Raw genomic sequence first — 20957 nt, forward strand, 5'->3', positions numbered from 1 at the left:
CTGCTTCTTTTGACGGTGGCAACCGTGATAGTCGTCTTGCCGGGGCTGAACCAAGACAGCGAGACCGATGAGCATCGCCACGCCGACCACCGCCGTTCAGGATCAACCGAAGGCGAAGCGCATCGCCGCCATCGACATCGCACGCGGCATCGCTTTGCTTGCCATGGCGAGCTATCATTTCACCTGGGATCTCGAATTTTTCGGCTACACCGATCCCGGCCTCACCGCCTTCGGCTGGTGGAAAATCTACGCGCGCTGCATCGCCTCGAGCTTCCTGTTCCTGGTCGGCGTCAGCCTCTATCTCGCCCATGGCAAGAAAATCCGCTGGACAGGCTTCTGGAAGCGCTTCGCCATGGTTGCCGGGGCGGCTCTCGCAATATCGCTGGTCACCCGAATCGCCACGCCCGACGGCTTCATTTTTTTCGGCATATTGCACGAGATCGCGCTCGCCAGCCTGCTCGGCCTGGCGTTCCTGCGGCTGCCGGCGCTGCTGACACTGCTTGTCGCGGCGTTTGTCATCGCGGCGCCCTTCTACCTCAGATCCGAGGCCTTCGATCATCCGGCTTTGTGGTGGGTCGGTCTATCGGCGACCAATCCGCACTCCAACGACTATGTTCCGCTGCTGCCCTGGTTCGGCGCCGTGCTTGCCGGCATCGCGGTTACCAAACTCGTCGCCACCTCCGGCGTGCTGACCCGGCTGTCGGCCATGACGCCAGGCCGCTGGGCAAACCCGCTGGTCTTCATCGGCCGGCACAGCCTTGCCTTTTATCTGATCCATCAGCCGCTGCTGATCGGCTCGGTCTGGCTGTTTTCGCAATTCATGCCGGCGCGGGTCGAAAGCAGGGAGGTGAACTTTCTGAAATCCTGCCAAATATCCTGCGAGCAGGCGCGCGACACCGAGTTCTGCTCCAGCTATTGTGCCTGCATGCTGGACACTCTCCAGGGCGAAGCCTCGCTTGACCGGCTCTACAGCAACGACCAGTCCCCGGAGTGGAAGGCGCATATTGGCGAGCTCGCCGGCACCTGCACCGCCCAAACCGAGACGGCGGAACCGAGAACGCGCTAATCGAGGGAGGACAACAATGACCGACAGTCACCCGAAACCCGTGCAGCAAAATCCTGGGCAGCCGAAGCTGGGGCACATCCCATGGCCGCCGCTGATCTATGTCGCCGCCATCATCGTCAGCGTCGCGCTAGGGTTTTTCTATCCACTGCCGTGGATCGGCGATCTTCTCGGCGACATCCTGTTCGCCGCCGGCCTTGTGGGGTTGGTGGCGGTCGCCGCGCTCTGGTTCACCGCGATCCGCACCATGATCCGCGCCAAAACGACGCTCAACCCCAACGGCGTGCCGGACCATCTGGTGACCACCGGACCCTTCGCCGTCAGCCGCAACCCGATCTACCTCGCCAACACATTGCTGCTGGTCAGCCTCGCCTTTGTCTCGGGGATCGCCTGGTTCCTGCCGCTCGCGGTCATCGCGGCGTTCCTGACGCAGAAGCTGACGATCGAGAGCGAGGAGAAGGTGCTGACGGCCAAATTCGGCAAGAAGTACCGGGACTACGCCAAAAGGGTGCGGCGCTGGATTTGAGCCGGGGCTGACACCGCGCTTACGTGGTGACGCCGAGTTCAACCAGCCGCTCGACGCAGGATTCCTCGGCCTGGTCGAGCTCGGCCAGGGTCTCCTCGAGGTCGCGGCGTTTCTGGCGAAGATCCTCGCGCTTTTCCTCGATGCGCTTGATCATCAGCTTGAGTTGGCCGACCTCGCCGGGCGGCTCCCTGTACATCTGGATGATTTCGCGGATCTCGTTGATCGAGAAGCCGAGCCTCTTGCCGCGCATGATCTGGCGGATGAGATGCCGGTCCGACGGACGGAACAGCCGGGTGCGGCCGCGCCTTACCGGCTGCACCAGCCCTTCGTCCTCGTAGAAGCGCAACGTCCGCGTCGACACGTCGAATTCGCGGGTCAGCTCCGTGATCGAATAATATTCCCGCATCGCCACTCCAATGCCCCGGCCACGCCGCGAGTTCCAACTGGCCGGCGCCGCCGGCATCCAGGCGCGTACCAGAATCGGCGGACAAGGCACCTTCCAAAGCCTCGCACGGCATTTACGTAAAAGTCAATTGAGGTGCCGTTCAGCCTACGCCGAACCACCATGTGGCAAGCCCGAGAAAGGCAAAGAAACCGACGACATCGGTGACCGTAGTGACGAAAACCGCCGAAGCCACAGCCGGATCGATCTTGAAGCGGTCGAGCAGCAGCGGGATCAGGATGCCCGCCAGAGCCGCCACGAACATGTTGATGATCATCGCCGCCGCGATGATGCCGCCGAGATTGCGATCGTGGAACCAGGCAGCCGCGACGATGCCGATCAGGATGGCGAAGATGATGCCGTTGATGAAGCCCACCCCGATTTCGCGGCGGATGATGCGGCCGGCATTGTAGATATCGAGGTCCCTCGTCGCCAGCGCCCGCACGGTGACGGTCATGGTCTGCGAGCCGGCATTGCCGCCCATGCCGGCGACGATCGGCATCAGCACCGCCAGCGCCACGATATGCTCGATGGTGCGGTCGAACAGGCCGATCACCGAAGCCGCGAGGAAGGCCGTCAAAAGGTTGACCAGCAGCCACGGCACACGCGAGCGCGAAGTCGAAAGGATGCTGTCCGAGAGTTCTTCGTCGCCGACGCCGCCCATGCGCAGCAGATCTTCCTCGGCCTCCTGCTGGATGACGTCGACGACGTCGTCGATGGTCAGCACGCCGACCAGCCGCTCGTTCTCGTCGACGACGGCAGCGGACAGAAGATCGTATTGTTCGAATTCGCGTGCCGCCTCCTCCTGGTCCATGGTGGCCGGGATGGCATGCCTGGTCTCATGCATGACCTCTTCGACCTTGACCGAGCGCTTGGTGCGCAGGATCTGGTCGAGGTCGATGGCGCCGAGCAGCTTGAAGCTCGGATCGATGACGAAGATCTGGCTGAAACGGTCGGGAAGGTTGTTGTCCTCGCGCATGTAGTCGATGGTCTGGCCGATCGTCCAGAATGGCGGCACCGCGACGAACTCCGTCTGCATGCGGCGGCCGGCGGTCTCTTCGGGATAGTCGAGCGAGCGCCGCAGCCTGATCCGCTCGGTGAACGGCAGTTGCGACAGGATCTCGTCCTGGTCCTCCTGGTCGAGGTCCTCGAGGATGTAGACGGCATCGTCGGAATCGAGCTCCTGCACGGCCTGGGCGATCTGCGCATTGGGCAGATTGTCGACGATGTCGCGCCTGATCGCCTCGTCGACCTCGGTCAGCGCGGAAAAATCGAAATCCTTGCCCAGCAATTCGACCAGGGCGCGGCGCTGTTCCGGGTGCAGCGCCTCGAGCAGGTGGCCGAGTTCCGACTGGTGCAGATCGTCGACTTCGCGCTTCAGCGTCAGCGTATCGCGATCGGCGATCGCGGCACCGATCTGGGTGAGAAACGACGACAGGATGACGCCGTCCTCGTCATAGATGTCGGCGCGGCGCTCCTCAGCGGCCCTGGCGCCGGTCATGTGTTCGTCCTGGCCTTCCACCAGCGCCTCCCGCCATCGGATTTCCGGATAAGGTGCCTGTCAGGTCTAGACCATGATCCTGAAAAGTGGAAACCGGTTTTCCGAAAAGATCATGGTCAAACACAAGGATGGAGCGGCGGCGCGATTTGGCTTGAGCATCGGCCTCTCTGTGCGCAACCGACGGATATCAGGCGACCTTGCGAGCTGCCGGTTGCCCAAGATTGATAATTCAAGATTGATAATTAGAGGATTCTAATTTAGCATCTCTATAATTACCGGTAATAAAGGGAGGGTGTTTATGGGGAAGTATCTGTTTACCAGTCTTGCGTTGGTTTGTTCGGGAATACTTTTGAACCCGATTACCGCCGATGCAAAGGCCTTCAAATCTTTTCAGGGCAAGGAATGCAAGCCTGACTACAAACGGCTTTGCCCAATGACACCGATCGGCAAATGCGACCTTCAGAGCATGATCGAGCAGTTGTCACCCGCCTGCAAGGCTTTCGTCGAGAAGCACCGGTAATCCAGCTCTGCCATCGCCGCCGACCAACCGCCGGGCAGTCCGCGACAACGCCAGGTGTGGTGTGCCCCGGTCGGGGAATCGGTCGCCCAACAACAACAGTCCCGGTGGTCGGGCAGAACGGCATATGCTGCACCGGGAATGAGGCGAGGCCGACGGTGCGACGGCCTCGCTGGATATCGGGCTTAGAGGCCTGCCGATCAGGCAGCGTAGCGTTTGGCCTCAGCCGCGTAGGCGCCAAGGACACCGCTCCAGCCACGCTCCGATTCGAAGGCCTGGCGCGCTGCTTCTGCGGTCTCGCCCATGTTCTCCAGAAGCCGGTGCTCGAGTTCCACCCGCGTCGAATTCTCGCCGAGCGCGACAAAGCGGATGTCGACCTCGGTCAGCAATGCCGGATCGTAGCGCCAGTCGGCCCCGATACGCCAGGCGAGCGTCAGCCTCGACGGCGGATCCCAGGCGAGAACCTCGCCCCAATCGCATTCTGACCCATCCTCGCCGATCTCGTACCAGCGGCCGCCGGCTTTCGGTTCGATCACCGCGGTCGTCAGGGCGGATTTGCCGATTGAGTGCGAAGCCGGCCACCACCGTCCGAACCCTGTCGTGAACACATCGAATGCCTTGTCGAGCGGCACCTCCACGGTCACCGACTTCCTGACCGGTGCGGGCTTGATCATAGTCGTCATTTCCTCTTCTCCTTGCTGTTGTCGACTTCCCGTTTGAAGGCGTCGAGCGCATCGCCCCACATGCGATCGAGCCAGGCGCGCATCTCGCCGAGCCCATGCGGGTCGAGATGATAGATATTGCTGGCGCCCTTGGGCTCGGCACGGACCAGTCGGGCTTCCTTCAGCACTTTGAGGTGCTGCGATACCGCCGGCTGCGAGACCGGAAGCACCCGCGTCAGATCGATGACCGAGCGCGGCCGATCGGCGATGAGCTCGAACACCTTGCGGCGTGTCGGATCGGCCAAGGCCACCATTCCTGGGTAATCATAAACCATGACTTATGATAAGCTAAAACTTATGATAGGTCAACCGAGGGAGTGGCGGGCCCGTGTTTAAGCACCGGCCGGTTCGACCCCGAGGCTCCGGGCAATTCCTTCGCGCGGGGCATGGACAGCAATGCGGATGCAAGATTGCTCAGGGAATCAATCCACCGCATGCGAGCCGGCAGGTGTCGACCACCGGGGAAAAGTAAACCTGACGGCAAGGTTTTTACCTTATCGGTGTATATGTCTCTCCGGCGAAACATTAAGAACGGGTAAATTGGCTTGGCCCTAACTACGGAAGCCTCTCGCCACAGGCCCTCAGCCATATGGCAATTGCGCCTCTCCTTGTTTATGGCAATGTACGTGTTAGGTGCATCTGCACTATATCCAGAAGTATTCCGTACATCAGCCCTAATCTATTCTCACAAGTTTCTTATTGGCATGCCGGTCTTGTTTATCGGTGGCGTCTGTTGTGCCGCGCTCATCCATGGCCGACGGCAACCGGTTCGCTACGCCCGGGATTTGGTTCAAGGGCGCTGGCGCGGCTGTCTGTTGGTGCTGCTGTTCTTCTTTGCCAGCTTGACCGCGTTCTCCACCTACAAGATCGCCATCCCGTCCGTCGTCCCATACTATGCCGACCACTGGTTAGCCGACGCTGATGAATGGTTGCACGGGATGCCGCCGTGGCAGATCGCCCATAAGCTCGACAGCAACGGGTGGTCGCTCGTCGTCTTCAACAGCTATGAAGTCATTTGGTTCTACCAGTGGTTCGGCACCATCCTTTTCGTGGCGCTCTGGTCGGACGAGATTGCGCGCATCCGCTATCTCAGCGCGGCAGCGCTGACGTTGTGCATCCTCGGAACTGTCTTGGCTTTGGCGCTGGCATCGGTCGGGCCGGTTTACTACCACCAGTTTGTTGGCGTGGATCGCTTCCACGGATTGAATGCCGCCTTGGACAGACTGGACCATAATTACATGGTGCGGGAACCCGCAGCATATCTCCTGATGGCTTACCGGAGTGGCCGGCCAAGCCTTGGCGGCGGCATCTCGGCCATGCCAAGCATGCATGTCGCCTTTGCCGCACTGAACGCCTATTTGCTGTCCTCGATCAATCTCTGGCTGGGCGCTCTGGGTTGGGCGTTTGCAGCCCTGATCCTGTACGGATCGGTGTACACTGGATGGCACTATGCCCTGGACGGCTACGTATCGATCGCTGCTGTATCTGTGATCTGGTGGGCAACCGGACGCCTGGTGCGCGAATAATTATCCACGCAAACCGCATATATGGTTACGCGCCGATGGTGTTTCCGCATCGGCCAAACTCGCGATCGCAGGCAAAAAAGCCTCGCGCCTGACAAAGACGCTCTTTGCCGTGCTCGAACTCAACGGGGCGCTTTCGAATTTAATGGTGCGGTCGAGAAGACTCGAACTTCCACGGGTTGCCCCACAGCGACCTCAACGCTGCGCGTCTACCAATTCCGCCACGACCGCACGTGGTAGGAGCCAGAACGAACCGGCCCGCGGCGTGTAGCAAATCGTTTCCGGTGAAACAAGTGCGCGGCCAGCAATAATCGGCCGGATATCGGCTTAACTCTGCAAAGCGCCGAACGTGCCCGGAACTGGACGTTTGTACCGATTGCCGCCATATGAGGGGCGAGACGAGATATCATGACAGAACGCAGCCAGATCGCCACGTCGTTCCTGCCCTCGCCCGGCTCGGCGCCGGTCGAATGGCGCATTGAGCCCGGGCTCACCGCCTATCCCGATGCGCTCGCCGTGATGGAGGCGCGCGCCGAAGCAATCCGCAGCGGCGCGGCTGGCGAGATGGTCTGGCTGGTCGAGCATCCGCCGCTCTATACCGCCGGCACCAGCGCCCGTTTCGAGGACCTGATCGAGCCGGACCGCTTCCCGGTCTTTGCCGCCGGGCGCGGCGGCGAATACACCTATCATGGGCCGGGCCAGCGCGTCGCCTATGTCATGCTCGACCTCAAGCGGCGGCGCGAGGATGTCCGCGCCTTCGTCGCGGCACTCGAACAATGGATCATCGGCACGCTGGCCGCCTTCAACGTACGCGGCGAACGCCGCGAGGACCGCGTCGGCGTCTGGGTGGTGCGGCCGGATCGCCCCGCTTTGCCCGACGGCTCGGTCGCCGAGGACAAGATCGCTGCCATCGGCATCAGGCTGAGGCGCTGGGTGAGCTTCCACGGCATTGCCATCAATGTCGAACCGGACCTCAGCCATTTCAGCGGCATCGTGCCGTGCGGCGTCCAGGATCACGGCGTCACCAGCCTCATCGATCTCGGCCTTCCCGTGACAATGGCCGATCTCGACCTGGCGCTGAAATCAGCCTTCGAAGATGTCTTCGGCCCGGCAGCGCCTTTGCAGGTCGAGGCGGCCCGCAAAGTCGGCTGACAGGACCTCACTGAAGACCGAATTCCTACGCTGCGCCCCTCTCCTCCGCGAAGAACGGCTCGTCAGCGTTCTAGCCATGTCTTTCAGCGCATCCTCACATCGCGCCGATCCAGATTGCCATGGAAATGAGGAACGTGCTCATGCACACCAGCGAGACGACATCCTGAACAAGATCGGTCATAGCTCTCTCCTGTTGTTAGTATGTTCGTATTTTGTTCTAGTTTTGTTCGAATGTCAACGATCGCAATCCCGGCATGGCCGGAATTGCGTGCGGTCAGTTTCGGCAGGGTTAAGAAAGGGTTGAGAGGCAGATTGCCGACGGTTTCGGGCCGAGAGCGCGCACGAAAAATAGCGGACGGCGCACGCCAGTTCGCAGGCCGGCATCACCTCGGTCTTAGCACACCCTAAAGCGGGACGACCTTGCCGTCGGCAAGCGTCACGCGGCGATCCATGCGCGAGGCAAGCTCGTGATTATGGGTGGCGATCAGTGCCGCCAGGCCCGATTGCCGGACCAGCGCTGCCAGCGCCTCGAACACGTAGGAAGCGGTCACCGGGTCGAGATTGCCGGTCGGCTCGTCGGCCAAAAGCACCAGCGGCGCATTGGCGACGGCGCGCGCAATGGCGACGCGCTGCTGCTCACCGCCGGAGAGCTCGGAAGGGCGATGATGCGCCCGCTTGCCGATCTGCATGTAGTCGAGCAATTGCGCCGCCCGCTCGGCCGCCTCCTTGCGCGCCAGCCCTTTTATCAGCTGCGGCATCATGATGTTTTCCAGCGCCGAGAATTCCGGCAGCAAGTGATGGAACTGATAGACGAAGCCGACATCGTTGCGGCGGATCGCCGTGCGCTCGTCGTCGGAAAGCCGACCGCAGGCGCGCCCCGCCAGGATCACGACGCCGGCGTCCGGCCGCTCCAGCAGCCCGGCGGTGTGGAGCAGCGTCGACTTGCCGGTGCCCGAAGGCGCCACCAGCGCCACCATCTCGCCACGCTTAAGCGAAAAATCGGCGCCGTTCAGGATGGTCAGCTTGCGCGGCCCCTGCACATAGTGCCGTTCGACGCTCTTCAGCTCGATAATGGCCTCGGCCATCATTCGTACCTCAGCGCTTCGACCGGATCGAGCCTGGCCGCCCGCCACGCCGGAAACAGTGTCGCCAGGAACGACAGCGCCAAAGCCATGAGAACGACCGAGATCGTCTCGCTGGCATCCATGCGGGCCGGCAGCTGGCTTAGGAAATAAAGCTCGGGATTGAACAGCCGCTCGTCGGCCAGCCAGGAGAAGAACTGGCGGATGCGCTCGACGTTGAGGCAGATCAAGATACCGAGCAGCACGCCGGCGATGGTGCCGACAACGCCGATCGCAGCGCCTGTCATCAGGAAGATGCGCAGGATCGCGCCGCGCGTCGCTCCCATGGTGCGCAGGATGGCGATGTCGTGGCCCTTGTCCTTCACCAGCATGATCAGGCCCGAAATGATGTTGAGCGCCGCCACCAGCACGATCAGCGTCAGGATCATGAACATGACGTTGCGCTCGACCTGCAGCGCGTCGAAGAACGTCTTGTTGCGTTGCCGCCAATCGACAAGGCTGATCGGCCGCTGCGCCGCCTCTTCGACCTTCGGCTTCAGCGCGTCGATATTGTCGGGATTGTCGGTGTAGATCTCGATCGTCTGCGCCCGGCCGTCCATGTTGAAATAAAGCTGCGATTCCGAGAACGGCATGTAAACGATGGAGCTGTCATATTCCGACATGCCGACCTCGAAGATCGCGGTGACCGGATAGCCCTTCATGCGCGGCGTCGTGCCGAGCGGCGTGACGTCGCCCTCGGGCGAGATCAGCGTGATCGTATCGCCAAGCACAAGGCCGAGATTCTCGGCCATGCGGCTGCCGATGGCGACGCCCTCGCCGGTGTCGAAGCCGACGATCGAGCCCTCCTTGATGTTGTTGGCGACGATGGTGATCTTGCCGAGGTCCTCGCCGCGTATGCCGCGCACCAGCGCGCCGGTGCCGCCGCCGACATTGCCTTGCGCCAGCACCTGCCCGTCGATCAGCGGAATGGCGTATTTGACGCCGGGCACGCCGTTGATGCGGCCGGCGACCTGGGCATAGTCCTCCAGCGGCATGTCGAGCGGCTGCACGATCAGGTGCCCGTTGACGCCGAGGATGCGCGTCAGCAGTTCGGCGCGAAAGCCGTTCATGACCGCCATGACGACGATCAGCGTGGCAACGCCCAGCATGATGCCGAGGAAGGAGATCGAGGCGATGACCGAGATCACCGTCTCCTTGCGGCGCGAGCGCAGATAGCGCCACGCAACCATACGCTCAAAGCCGGAAAAGGGTCCTGCCCCCGAAGGTTTGGCTGCTGCCGCTTCGTTCATGCGGCGGCACCGAAACGCTTTTTCACGTCGCCGATCGGCAGCGTCTCGCGCTCGCCGGTCCTGCGGTTCTTGATCTCGACCTCGCCGGCTGCGACGCCGCGCGGCCCCACGATCACCTGCCACGGAAGTCCGATCAGGTCGGCGGTAGCGAACTTGCCTCCCGGCCGCTGGTCGGTGTCATCGTAGAGCACCTCCTTGCCGGCGGCGGCAAAGGCGGCATGCAGCTCGCCGCAGACGCGGTCGCATTCGGCATCGCCAGCCTTCATGTTGATCAGGCCGATGTCGAACGGCGCCACCGCTTCCGGCCAGATGATGCCGTTATCGTCATGGCTGGCCTCGATGATCGCCGCGACCAGCCGCGACGGACCGATGCCGTAGGAACCGCCAGAGACGAAATGATCCTTGCCGTCCGGCCCGGTCACCTTGGCGCCCATCGGCTTGGAATATTTGTCGCCGAAATGGAAGATATGGCCGACCTCGATGCCGCGCGCCGAGACCTTGTCGGCTTCGGTGAGCTTTTCCCATGCCGCCTCGTCATGCATTTCGTCGGTGGCGGCATAGGGCGTCGTCCATGTCTTGACGATCTCGGCAATCTCGGCGTCATTCGAAAAGTCGGTATTCGCCCCCGGTACATCAAGCGAGAGATAGTCGCGATGGCAAAACACCTGGCTCTCGCCGGTGTCGGCCAGGATGATGAACTCATGGCTGAGGTCGCCGCCGATCGGCCCGGTGTCGGCGCGCATCGGGATCGCCTGCAGCCCCATGCGCGTGAACGTCCTGAGATAGGACACGAACATACGGTTATAAGCGGCCTTGGCGCCTCCATAATCGAGGTCGAAGGAATAGGCGTCCTTCATTAGGAATTCGCGCGAACGCATGACGCCAAAGCGCGGGCGCACCTCGTCGCGAAACTTCCACTGGATATGATAGAGGTTGAGCGGCAGGTCCTTGTAGGACTTGACGTAGGAGCGGAAGATCTCGGTGACCATCTCCTCGTTGGTCGGGCCGTAGAGCATGTCGCGATCTTGCCGGTCCTTGATGCGCAGCATCTCCTTGCCGTAGTCTTCGTAGCGGCCGCTTTCGCGCCACAGCTCGGCCGATTGGATGGTCGGCATCAGGATTTCGAGCGCGCCGGCGCGATTCTGCTCCTCGCGAATGATCCGGCAGACCTTGTCCAGTACCCGCTTGCCGAGCGGCAGCCAGGAGAAGCTGCCTTGCCCCTGCTGGCGGATCATGCCGGCGCGCAGCATCAGCCGATGCGAGACGATCTCGGCCTCGCGCGGATTTTCTTTGAGGATGGGCAGGAAATAGCGCGACAAACGCATGAACTGGTCCGTGAGAGAGGATGGCGGCGCCGGAATCGGCGCAGCGCAGGCTTGCTTGCCCCGGCTTCATAGCCATTTCATGGCGGAATGGAAACCCGGCCCAGGCGCTGCACAGACGCCGCAATTGCCGCACACGGCTTGCTGGGCGTTTCGCAAGCAACGCCTGCCGTACTATTGTGCACTGCAGCACGAGATTGCCTGTTTCCGGGCAAAATTCTTCGTGACATTTTCACCCGCCTTAGGCTAGTGTGCCCCGATAACCGAGAGGGCGGAGAAAAATCTGCCCTCCTACGCGGTCAAAGTCTTGGGAGGATGCGATCTAGGCGCGGTAACTCGCTGCCGCCGGACACCGGAAACAGATCGGACGCGTTTAAATTGCAAGGCCTCGCGCCTTGCATTTTTTTTGTGCAATCATTTGGTTAGCAAGACAGATTGCCAAACTACATTACGTTGCGTCAGCCCAAATCCGGCCCACGGCCTTTACTTGGGTTGACCTTGCTGGCTGAGCTTGATTTCAGGGCGTCGGCATAGGTCTTGGATAGCCGGACATTGGGTAGCCGGCTAATGCGCTGGGCTCTGGTTGAAATCCGGCACGATGTGCGGGATGTCGTCGATGCCGAGACCAAGCCCTCTCGTGATGCCGTAGAAGATGCCCATCAGGACCAGTGTGGCGATCGTCGTGCGCAGTGCGGCGCGCAGCATATGCGGTCCGCGCGGCGCGCTCGGAACCGTACCCAGCGTCACATCCTGGTCCTCGTCCTGCGTCCGCATGCTGAACGGCAAGACGGCGAACAACACCACCCACCATGTGGCGAAGAACAGGGCGATGAAAGAGACCCAGCTCATGCTTGCTCCAGTTCGACCAGCGTGCCGAAAAAGTCCTTGGGGTGCAGAAACAATACGGGTTTGCCATGCGCGCCGGTCTTCGGATTGCCATCGCCCAGCACGCGCGCGCCGCTGGCCTTGAGACGGTCGCGCGCCGCAACAATGTCGTCAACCTCGTAGCAGACATGGTGCATGCCGCCGGACGGATTCTTCTCGAGGAATGCCGCGATCGGCGAGCCTTCGCCGAGCGGCTCCAGCAACTCGATCCTGGTATTGCCGACGTCGACGAACACCACCGTCACGCCATGCTCCGGCAGCGCCTGCGGCGCGGTCACGCGGGCGCCAAGCGTATCCCGATAGGCCGCCGCCGCCGCAGCCAGATCCGGCACGGCAAGCGCGACATGGTTGAGGCGTCCGAGCATTGACTGCGTCCTTAGGGCAGTAAGGCAATAGGGCAGTATGGGAGTAGGGAAAACTACTTTCTCCCCTACTGCCGTACTGCCCTACTCCCCTATTCCCTTACCGCGTGACGAACACCGTCACCAGCGGCTTCTTGCCCCAGGCTTCGTTGGCCGCGCCGCGCACCGCGCGCCGCACCGCCTCCTGGACCAGGTCGAGGTCTTTTCGGCGCTGGCGGGGGATGGAGTCCACGGCGCCGATTGCCGCATCGATCATCAGGTCTTCCAGGCTCTCGCCGCTGCCATCGGCCTCGGCGACGCCGATGGCGACGAGATCGGGATCGCCGGCGAGTTCGTATTTGTCGTCGAGCACGACATTGACGGCGACGTGGCCGGCGAAGGACAGCTTGCGCCGGTCGCGAATGCCCATCGCCTGGTCGGTGCCGACCAGCCTTCCGTCCTTGTAGATGCGGCCGAACGACACCTGGTCGATGATCGCAGCCGCACCCGGATAGAGCCTGAGCATGTCGCCGTCGCGCACCTGCGCCACCTGGCCGATGCCGGACGTCGACATCAGCGAGCCCTGCGCCACCAGATGCGCCGCCTCGCCATGCACGGGAACGCCGATCTGCGGCCGCACCCATTCATACATCTTGCGCAATTCGCTGCGGCGCGGATGACCGGAGACATGCACCAGCGCATCGCCGTCCTCAATGATCTTGATGCCGAGATCGATCAGGCGGTTCTTGATCTCGAGGATCGCCTTCTCATTGCCGGGAATGGTGCGCGAGGAAAACACCACCGTGTCGCCGGCAGTCAGCGCCACCGACTTCATCTCGTCGCGCGACAGCTTGGCGAGTGCGGCAAGCGGCTCGCCCTGGCTGCCGGTACAGATGATGACGAGGTTTTCGCGCGGGATGAAGCCGTAATCTTCCTCGGCGATGAATTCCGGCAAGCCGTCCATATAGCCGAGTTCATCAGCCACATCGATGACGCGCTTCATCGAGCGGCCAAGCACCAGGCACTGGCGGCCGGCATCCCGCGCTGCCTTGGCGATGGAGACGATGCGCCCGACATTGGAGGAGAAGCTGGTGACGGCGACGCGGCCCTTGGCGTTCTGGATGACGCTCTTGATGCCCTCGCCCACCGCCACTTCGGACGGCGATTCCCCTTCCCGCAACGCATTGGTGGAATCGCAGATCAGCGCCAGCACGCCCTTGTCGCCATAGGCGCGGAAGCGTGACTCGTCGGTCATCGGCCCCACCGTCGGCGCCGGATCGATCTTCCAGTCGCCGGTATGGATGACGACGCCGGCCGGAGTGGTGATCGCCAGCGACATCGGCTCGGGAATGGAGTGCGCGACGGGGATGGCCTCGATCTCGAACGGACCGACGGTGAATTTCTCGCCGGCCCGGTAGATCGTCACCGGAATTTTCGGCGCCCCTTGCTCGCCCTGCCGCTTGGCTTCCAGCAGGCCGGCGCTGAACGGCGTCATCCACACCGGCGCCTTGAGCTTCGGCCAGATGTCGTGCAGCGCACCGTAGTGGTCCTCATGCGCATGGGTGATGACGATCCCGCGCAGATTGGCGACATTCTCCTCGATGAAGCGCGTGTCGGGCAGCACCAGGTCGACGCCGGGCAGGGTTGCATCGGGAAAGGTGACGCCGACATCGACGACGATCCATTCGCGCGCATTGGCCGGGCCATAGCCGTAGAGGGCGAAGTTCATGCCGATCTCACCGACACCGCCGAGCGGCACGAAGACAAGTTCGGCGTTTTCCGCTTTCGCCATGATCTTTCCTTCCTTGCCCGTCAAACTCTTGGGCCGGTCAAATTCAAGCTGGTCAAATACAGGCCAGTCAAACGTATTGGCCAGTCAACCGCCGGCCGAGGCAACCGCGCCGAAATGCACGTCGCCGGCGGCGATCGTCAGAACCGAACCTTCATCGTCGCGGATCACGAAACGGCAGTCCTCGTCAATGGTCTCGAAGGTGCCGCGCACCACATTACCGTCAATTCTGACAGCAACCTGCCCGCCAAGCCCCGCCGCACGCGCCAGCCACCGCTGCCTGACGGCGGCAAGCCCACGCCCTTCGTTCCACAGCCGAGCATTCTCGCTCCATGCATCCGACAGCGCCAGAAACAGCGTCTCGGCATCGCAAGCAGACCCCAGCGCGTTGAGCGACGTCGCTGGATAGGGCAAATCCCTGGGATAAGCCACCACATTGACGCCGATGCCGACAGCCACTGCGGAACGGCCCCCCTCCAGCATCGCCGATTCCAGTAGGATGCCGGCGAGCTTGGCGCCCGAGGCAAGCACATCGTTCGGCCATTTCAGCTCGAAACGGTTCTTGCCTTGGCTCGCACCATCGAGGCCGATCGCGATCCTGCCCTTCGGCACGACAGCGTCGAGCGCGTCGGCCAGCGCCAGTCCGGCAACGAAGCCGAGCGTCGCGGCAAGCCGAAGCTCGGTGTTGGTGATCACCAGCAGCGTCGCTGCCAGATTGCCTTCGGGCGTCGCCCAGGCGCGGCCACGGCGGCCACGCCCGGCTTCCTGCTTTTTTGAGACGACCCAGAGCTTGCCCGGATCGCCGGCCCGCGCGTGCTCCAGCGCCAGCGCATTGGTGGAGCCGACCGTGTCGTGCGCCTCGAGCCGGAACCCTTCCGAAGCCGCGGTTGGAGCCAGCCTGAATGTCATTCCGTCAGAAGAAGGTCTTGGCTGCGGCAGCGGCATAGGTTCCGATCGGGCCGCCGATCAGCACATAGAACAGCACGAAGGCGCCGCAGACGCCGAGCACGACGCGCAGTTCGGTCGCCATCGGAACGAAGCCGCCGACCGGTTCGTCGAACCACATGATCTTGATGATGCGCAGATAATAATAGGCGCCCACCACCGAGGCCAGCACGCCGATGATCGCCAGCGCGTAGAGATTGGCATTGATGGCGGCAAGGAACACGTACCATTTTCCCCAGAAGCCGGCGAGCGGCGGGATACCGGCCAGCGAGAACATCAGGATGGTGAGGATCGTCGCCATGATCGGGTTGGTCGCCGACAGGCCGGCGAGATCGCTGATCTGCTCGACATTGCCCTCCTTGCGCCGCATGGCGAGGATGAAGGCGAAGGTGCCGAGCGTCATCACCAGGTAGATCAGCATGTAGATGGCGACGCCACGCACGCCGTCCTGGCTGTTGGCGGCAAGGCCGACCAGCGCATAGCCCATATGGCCGATGGAGGAATAGGCCATCAGCCGCTTGATGTTGGTCTGGCCGATCGCCGCAAAGGCGCCGAGCGCCATCGACGCGATCGAGATGAAGACGATGATCTGCTGCCAGTCGGCGGCGATCGGCTTGAAGGCGCCCATGGTGACGCGCACCATCAGCGCCATCGCCGCCATTTTGGGTGCCGCCGCTAGAAAAGCCGTCACCGGCGTCGGCGCACCTTCATAGACGTCGGGCGTCCACATATGGAACGGCACCGCCGAGATCTTGAAGGCAAGGCCGGCCAGCACGAAAACCAGGCCGAAGACGAGGCCGAGCTGGCGCTCGCCGCCGCTCAGCGCCGCGGCGATCTCCTGGAAGCCGGTATTGCCGGTGTAGCCGTAGACCAGCGAGATGCCGTAAAGCAGCATGCCCGAAGACAGCGCGCCAAGGACGAAATACTTCAGGCCGGCCTCGGTCGAACGCAGACTGTCGCGGTTGATCGCCGCCAGCACGTAGATCGCCAGCGACTGCAGCTCGAGGCCGAGATAGAGCCCGATCATGCCGTTGGCCGAGATCATCAGCATCATGCCGAGCGTGCAGAGCAGGATCAGCACCGGATATTCGAACTTGTCGAAATGCTCCGCCTGGGCAAAGCGGACCGACATGACCAGCGTCACCGCCGAGCCGATTAGCGCCAACACCTTCATGAAGCGGGCGAACGGATCCTGGATGAAGGCTTCGCCATAGGCGTTGCCCTGCCCCGGGGAAAAGATCAGCCAGGCGCCAGCGATCACCAGCACGGCGACGGCAAGGCCGCTCACTGTGACGGTGGTGTTGGCGCGCGAATAGGCGCCGAGCATCAACAGCGCCAAGGCGCCGATGGCGAGGATCAGCTCTGGCGTCGAGAGCGACAGGCTGGAGAGAAGGTCCGGCGTCATGGTTCGCAAAACCCCAGTCAGTTCGCCGCCGCGGTCTGCGCGGCGCCGATGGATGCAGTGACATTGGTGACGAGCGCCTTGACCGATTCGGCCGTCGCGTCGAAGATCGGCGCCGGATAGACGCCGAAGAAGATGACCAGCGCGACCAGCGGATAGATGATCACCTTCTCGCGTGTCGACAGGTCCAGCAGGCCTTTCAGGCTTTCCTTGGTCAATGCGCCGAAGATCACCTTGCGGTAGAGCCAGAGCGCATAGGCCGCCGACAGGATGACGCCGGTGGCGGCGAAGAACGCCACCCAGGTGTTGACCCGGAACACGCCGAGCATGGTCAGGAACTCGCCGACGAAGCCGCTGGTGCCGGGCAGGCCGACATTGGCCATGGTGAAGATCATGAACACGGTTGCATATTTCGGCATGTTGTTGACCAACCCGCCATAGGCGTCGATGTCACGCGTGTGCATGCGGTCGTAGACGACGCCGACGCAGAGGAACAGCGCGCCTGAGACCAGGCCGTGCGAAAGCATCTGGAAGATCGAACCCTGGACGCCTTCCTGGTTCATCGCGAAGATGCCCATGGTAACGAAGCCCATGTGGGCGACCGACGAATAGGCGATCAGCTTCTTCATGTCCTCCTGCATCAGCGCCACCAGCGAGGTGTAGATGATGGAGACGAAGGATAGCGTGAAGATCAGCGGCGCGAACATTTCTGATGCGATCGGAAACATCGGCAGCGAAAAACGCAGGAAGCCATATCCGCCCATCTTGAGCAGGATGGCGGCCAGGATCACCGAGCCGGCCGTCGGCGCTTCGACATGGGCGTCCGGCAGCCAGGTATGCACCGGCCACATCGGCATCTTCACCGCAAAGGAAGCGAAGAAGGCAAGCCATAGCCAGGTCTGCATATTGGCCGGGAAGTTGTGGGTCAGAAGCGTCGGGATGTCGGTGGTGCCGGACTGGAAGAACATCGCCATGATGGCGAGCAGCATCAGCACCGAGCCGGCCAGCGTATAGAGGAAGAACTTGAACGAGGCATAGACGCGCCGCTTGCCGCCCCACACGCCGATGATAATGAACATCGGGATCAGGCCGGCTTCGAAGAAGACATAGAACAGGACGATGTCGAGCGCGCAGAACACGCCGATCATCAGCGTCTCGAGCAACAGGAAGGCGATCATGTAAGCCTTGACGCGCTTCTCGATCGATTCCCACGAAGCGAGGATGCAGAGCGGCATCAGGAAGGTGGTCAGGATGACGAACAGCATGGAGATGCCATCTACGCCCATATGGTAGGAGATGCCGGAATCCAGCCAGGCAAACTTCTCGACGAACTGGAAGCCGGGCTGCGAATTGTCGAAGCCGGTCCAGATGAACAGCGAAACCACGAAGGTGAAGGCGGTCGTGAACAGCGCAATGGCGCGGATGTTGCGGCGCGCATTGTCGCTGTCGTCACGCACGAAAAGGATGAGCAACACACCAACCAGCGGCAGGAAGGTGACCAGCGATAGGATCGGCCAGGCGGTCATCAGAGCATCATCCAGGTGACGAGTGCGGCAACGCCGATCAGCATGGCGAAGGCATAGTGATAGAGATAGCCGGTCTGCAGCTTGACGACGCGGTTGGTGACGTCGACGACGCGCGCCGAGATGCCGTCCGGCCCGAGCCCGTCGATGATAGTGCCGTCGCCGGTCTTCCACAGGAAGCTGCCGAGGCGCTTTGCCGGCCGCACGAACAGGAAGTCGTAGAGCTCGTCGAAATACCATTTGTTGAGCAGGAAGGCATAGAGCAGGCGATGGTTGGCCGCGACGCTCCGAGGCATTTCCGGCGCGCGAATGTAGAATTGCCAGGCTATCGCAAAGCCGATCAGCATGGCGATGAACGGCGCGAGCTCGACCCAAAGCGGCAGTTCGTGGATCTCGTGCAGGATGTGGTTGTCAGGCAGCGTGAACAGCGACACCTTCCAGAATTCGGCATAGCCCTCGCCGATGAAGGCGCCGTGGAAGATCACGCCGGCGAACAGGGCGCCTGCCGCCAGGATGAACAGCGGCACCAGCATGACCGGCGGCGATTCATGGACATGGTGCATCACCTCATGGCTGGCCCGCGGCTCGCCATGGAAGGTCATGAAGATCAGCCGCCAGGAATAGAAGGAGGTGAAGCAGGCGGCAACGACCAGCAATATGAAGGCAAACCCGGCGACCGCATTGTGGCTGGCAAAAGCGGCTTCGATGATGGCGTCCTTGGAGAAGAAACCGGCCGTGCCGATGATCGTCACCGGGATGCCGACGCCGGTCAGCGCCAACGTGCCGATCACCATCATCCAGTAGGTCGTCGGGATGAGCGTCCTCAGGCCGCCCATCTTGCGCATGTCCTGCTCGTCGGAGACGGCGTGGATGACCGAACCCGAGCCGAGGAACAGTAGCGCCTTGAAGAAGGCGTGCGTGAACAGATGGAAGATCGCCGCGCCATAGGCGCCGACGCCGAGCGCCACGAACATGTAGCCGAGCTGCGAACAGGTCGAATAGGCGATGACACGCTTGATGTCGTTCTGGACGAGGCCAACTGTCGCCGCGAAGAAGGCGGTGAAGGCGCCGATGAAGGTGACCACGGTCAGCGCCGAATGCGACAGCTCGAACAGCGGCGACAGCCGCGCCAGCATGAACACGCCTGCCGTCACCATGGTAGCGGCATGGATCAGCGCCGAGACCGGCGTCGGGCCTTCCATGGCATCCGGCAGCCAGGTGTGCAGCGGCACCTGCGCCGACTTGCCCATGGCGCCCATGAACAGGAGCAGGCAGACGACTGTCATCGCGGCTTGCTTATCAAGCGCATAGCCGAGGAAGGTCAGTACGGCCGGACCCTGCTGCGCGCCTTCGGCCGGAATGAACGTCGCCGCATTGGCGAAGATGGTGCCGAGATTGACCGAGCCGAAAAGCACGAACACGCCGAATATGCCAAGCGCGAAGCCGAAATCGCCGACGCGGTTGACGACGAAGGCCTTGATCGCAGCCGCATTGGCCGACGGCTTCTTGTACCAGAAGCCGATCAGCAGATAGGAGGCCAGACCGACACCTTCCCAGCCGAAGAACATCTGCACGAGGTTGTCGGCCGTCACCAGCATCAGCATGGCGAAGGTGAACAGCGACAGATAAGCGAAGAAGCGGGGCCGGTCCGGGTCGTGATGCATGTAGCCGATCGAGTAGATATGGACCAGCGCCGACACCGTATTGACGACGACCAGCATCACTACGGTCAGCGTGTCGATCCGCAGCGCCCACGACGCTTCGAGGCCTCCCGACTGGATCCAGCGCATCACCGGCACGGTGAACACCTCGCCGCCGCCGAAGCCGACCGAGAAGAAGGCGACCCACGACAGCACAGCCGCGATCACCAGGAAGCCGGAGGTGATGTATTCGGAAGCCTTGGCGCCGAGCGAGGTGCCGAACAGGCCGACGATCAGGAAGCCGAGCAGCGGAAGGAAGACGATGGCCTGATACATGGTGGTTCCGTCAACCCTTCATCATGTTCACGTCTTCAACCGCGATCGAGCCGCGGTTGCGGAAGAAGACGACGAGAATGGCAAGGCCGATCGCCGCCTCGGCCGCCGCGACGGTCAGCACGAACAGTGCGAACACCTGGCCGACCAGATCGCCGAGCGCCGCCGAAAAGGCGACGAAATTGATGTTGACCGCAAGCAGGATCAGCTCGATCGACATCAGGATGACGATGACGTTCCTACGGTTCAGGAAGATGCCGAACACGCCGAGCGTGAACAGGATCGCCGATACGGTCAGGTAGTGCGCGATGCCGACGACCATGTCAGACTCCTTCGCCCGTCTTGACCTTGCGGATTTCCACTCCGGTTACCGGCGTGCGGCCGACCTGGGCGGCGATCGACTGCCGCTTGACGCCCGGCTTGTGGCGCAGCGTCAGCACGATGGCGCCGATCATGGCGACCAGCAGCACCAGCCCCGCCACCTGGAAGTAATAGAGGTAATCCGTATAGAGGATGTCGCCGAGCGCCGCCGTGTTGGAGCGCGCGGCCAGGTCCGGGATGGGCTTCGAAACCGTCGCCGCCAGTTTCGGCGCAAATGTGTAGCCGCCGAGCACGATGATCAGCTCCGCTGCCAGGATCAGGCCGACCAGCGCGCCGATCGGCGCGTATTGCAGGGCGCCTTCCTTCATCTCGGCGAAATCGACGTCGAGCATCATCACGACGAACAGGAACAGCACCATAACCGCGCCGACATAGACGACGAGCAGGATCATCGCCAGGAACTCGGCGCCGGTCAGCATGAACAGGCCGGCGGCGTTGAAGAAGGTCAGGATCAGGAACAGCACCGAATGCACAGGATTGCGCGCCGAAATGACCATGAACGCCGACGCCACCGCGACAAAGGCGAAGAGGTAGAAAAAGGCCGCCTCTAGTCCACTCAGCATGGGTTCCCCCGGGTTT

The 20957-nt window shown here is 62.3% G+C and carries 21 protein-coding genes and 1 tRNA gene; 5 read left to right on the forward strand and 17 right to left on the reverse strand.

What is annotated here, in order from left to right:
- The first annotated feature begins 67 nt into the window (after positions 1-67).
- Both NKI01_RS02435 and NKI01_RS02440 read left to right on the forward strand, forming a co-directional pair.
- Positions 68-1066, forward strand: a complete 999-nt coding sequence (locus tag NKI01_RS02435) for a heparan-alpha-glucosaminide N-acetyltransferase (protein WP_352590110.1) — start codon at positions 68-70, stop codon at positions 1064-1066.
- Between the two features lie 16 nt (positions 1067-1082).
- Entirely contained in the window at positions 1083-1589 is a 507-nt protein-coding gene (locus tag NKI01_RS02440) for a methyltransferase family protein (RefSeq protein ID WP_352483066.1), read from the forward strand.
- Positions 1590-1608: 19 nt separating this feature from the next.
- Here NKI01_RS02440 and NKI01_RS02445 read toward each other — a convergent pair whose 3' ends face one another.
- Positions 1609-1995: a MerR family transcriptional regulator gene (locus NKI01_RS02445; RefSeq protein ID WP_023676566.1), complete on the reverse strand. Its 387-nt coding sequence runs from the start codon at positions 1993-1995 to the stop codon at positions 1609-1611.
- A gap of 139 nt (positions 1996-2134) precedes the next feature.
- Positions 2135-3553 (reverse strand): magnesium transporter, encoded by a 1419-nt coding sequence (gene mgtE / locus NKI01_RS02450; RefSeq protein ID WP_023720724.1) that lies wholly within the window; start codon positions 3551-3553, stop codon positions 2135-2137.
- Positions 3554-3830: 277 nt separating this feature from the next.
- Between mgtE and NKI01_RS02455 the strand changes: the two genes are divergently transcribed.
- Entirely contained in the window at positions 3831-4052 is a 222-nt protein-coding gene (locus tag NKI01_RS02455) for a hypothetical protein (RefSeq protein ID WP_156948157.1), read from the forward strand.
- 197 nt (positions 4053-4249) lie between these two features.
- Here NKI01_RS02455 and NKI01_RS02460 read toward each other — a convergent pair whose 3' ends face one another.
- Both NKI01_RS02460 and NKI01_RS02465 read right to left on the reverse strand, forming a co-directional pair.
- Positions 4250-4732: an SRPBCC family protein gene (locus NKI01_RS02460; RefSeq protein ID WP_031194498.1), complete on the reverse strand. Its 483-nt coding sequence runs from the start codon at positions 4730-4732 to the stop codon at positions 4250-4252.
- Positions 4729-5046, reverse strand: a complete 318-nt coding sequence (locus NKI01_RS02465) for an ArsR/SmtB family transcription factor (RefSeq protein ID WP_502899417.1) — start codon at positions 5044-5046, stop codon at positions 4729-4731. Before NKI01_RS02465 ends, NKI01_RS02460 begins: the two co-directional genes overlap by 4 nt.
- Positions 5047-5475: 429 nt before the next feature.
- Between NKI01_RS02465 and NKI01_RS02470 the strand changes: the two genes are divergently transcribed.
- Complete coding sequence (locus tag NKI01_RS02470; RefSeq protein ID WP_352908290.1) at positions 5476-6297, forward strand: phosphatase PAP2 family protein; 822 nt, start codon at positions 5476-5478, stop codon at positions 6295-6297.
- Between the two features lie 143 nt (positions 6298-6440).
- Here the strand turns inward: NKI01_RS02470 and NKI01_RS02475 are convergent.
- A tRNA-Leu gene (locus NKI01_RS02475) sits at positions 6441-6525 on the reverse strand.
- 177 nt (positions 6526-6702) lie between these two features.
- Between NKI01_RS02475 and lipB the strand changes: the two genes are divergently transcribed.
- Complete coding sequence (lipB, locus tag NKI01_RS02480) at positions 6703-7446, forward strand: lipoyl(octanoyl) transferase LipB (protein ID WP_352814647.1); 744 nt, start codon at positions 6703-6705, stop codon at positions 7444-7446.
- Positions 7447-7850: 404 nt separating this feature from the next.
- Here lipB and NKI01_RS02485 read toward each other — a convergent pair whose 3' ends face one another.
- The 12 genes from NKI01_RS02485 to NKI01_RS02540 form a co-directional block, all read right to left on the reverse strand.
- On the reverse strand, positions 7851-8534 hold the full coding sequence (locus NKI01_RS02485) for an ABC transporter ATP-binding protein (protein ID WP_352961730.1): 684 nt from the start codon (positions 8532-8534) through the stop codon (positions 7851-7853).
- Positions 8531-9817 carry a lipoprotein-releasing ABC transporter permease subunit gene (locus NKI01_RS02490; RefSeq protein ID WP_352791256.1) on the reverse strand — a complete coding sequence of 429 codons (1287 nt, stop codon included), beginning with the start codon at positions 9815-9817 and terminating at the stop codon, positions 8531-8533. Before NKI01_RS02490 ends, NKI01_RS02485 begins: the two co-directional genes overlap by 4 nt.
- Positions 9814-11142: a proline--tRNA ligase gene (gene proS, locus NKI01_RS02495; protein ID WP_352908288.1), complete on the reverse strand. Its 1329-nt coding sequence runs from the start codon at positions 11140-11142 to the stop codon at positions 9814-9816. The genes NKI01_RS02490 and proS overlap by 4 nt, the downstream gene beginning before the upstream one ends.
- Before the next feature lie 561 nt (positions 11143-11703).
- Positions 11704-11988, reverse strand: a complete 285-nt coding sequence (locus NKI01_RS02500; protein ID WP_352590101.1) for a DUF1467 family protein — start codon at positions 11986-11988, stop codon at positions 11704-11706.
- Entirely contained in the window at positions 11985-12389 is a 405-nt protein-coding gene (gene mce, locus NKI01_RS02505) for a methylmalonyl-CoA epimerase (protein WP_352483057.1), read from the reverse strand. Before mce ends, NKI01_RS02500 begins: the two co-directional genes overlap by 4 nt.
- Before the next feature lie 97 nt (positions 12390-12486).
- Entirely contained in the window at positions 12487-14157 is a 1671-nt protein-coding gene (locus NKI01_RS02510; RefSeq protein WP_352908287.1) for a ribonuclease J, read from the reverse strand.
- A gap of 84 nt (positions 14158-14241) precedes the next feature.
- Positions 14242-15063, reverse strand: coding sequence for a biotin--[acetyl-CoA-carboxylase] ligase (locus tag NKI01_RS02515; RefSeq protein ID WP_023720736.1), 822 nt, complete (start codon positions 15061-15063; stop codon positions 14242-14244).
- 4 nt (positions 15064-15067) lie between these two features.
- Entirely contained in the window at positions 15068-16504 is a 1437-nt protein-coding gene (gene nuoN, locus NKI01_RS02520) for an NADH-quinone oxidoreductase subunit NuoN (protein ID WP_023720737.1), read from the reverse strand.
- A gap of 17 nt (positions 16505-16521) precedes the next feature.
- Entirely contained in the window at positions 16522-18027 is a 1506-nt protein-coding gene (locus NKI01_RS02525) for an NADH-quinone oxidoreductase subunit M (protein ID WP_352961733.1), read from the reverse strand.
- Positions 18027-20000, reverse strand: coding sequence for an NADH-quinone oxidoreductase subunit L (gene nuoL / locus NKI01_RS02530; protein WP_023720739.1), 1974 nt, complete (start codon positions 19998-20000; stop codon positions 18027-18029). The genes NKI01_RS02525 and nuoL overlap by 1 nt, the downstream gene beginning before the upstream one ends.
- Positions 20001-20010: 10 nt before the next feature.
- Positions 20011-20319 (reverse strand): NADH-quinone oxidoreductase subunit NuoK, encoded by a 309-nt coding sequence (gene nuoK, locus NKI01_RS02535; protein WP_023676620.1) that lies wholly within the window; start codon positions 20317-20319, stop codon positions 20011-20013.
- A 1-nt stretch (position 20320) separates the two neighbouring features.
- Positions 20321-20941 carry an NADH-quinone oxidoreductase subunit J gene (locus NKI01_RS02540; protein WP_352483053.1) on the reverse strand — a complete coding sequence of 207 codons (621 nt, stop codon included), beginning with the start codon at positions 20939-20941 and terminating at the stop codon, positions 20321-20323.
- Positions 20942-20957: the final 16 nt, after the last annotated feature.

The sequence above is a fragment of the Mesorhizobium sp. M0815 genome, from assembly GCF_040319995.1.
GTDB lineage: Bacteria > Pseudomonadota > Alphaproteobacteria > Rhizobiales > Rhizobiaceae > Mesorhizobium.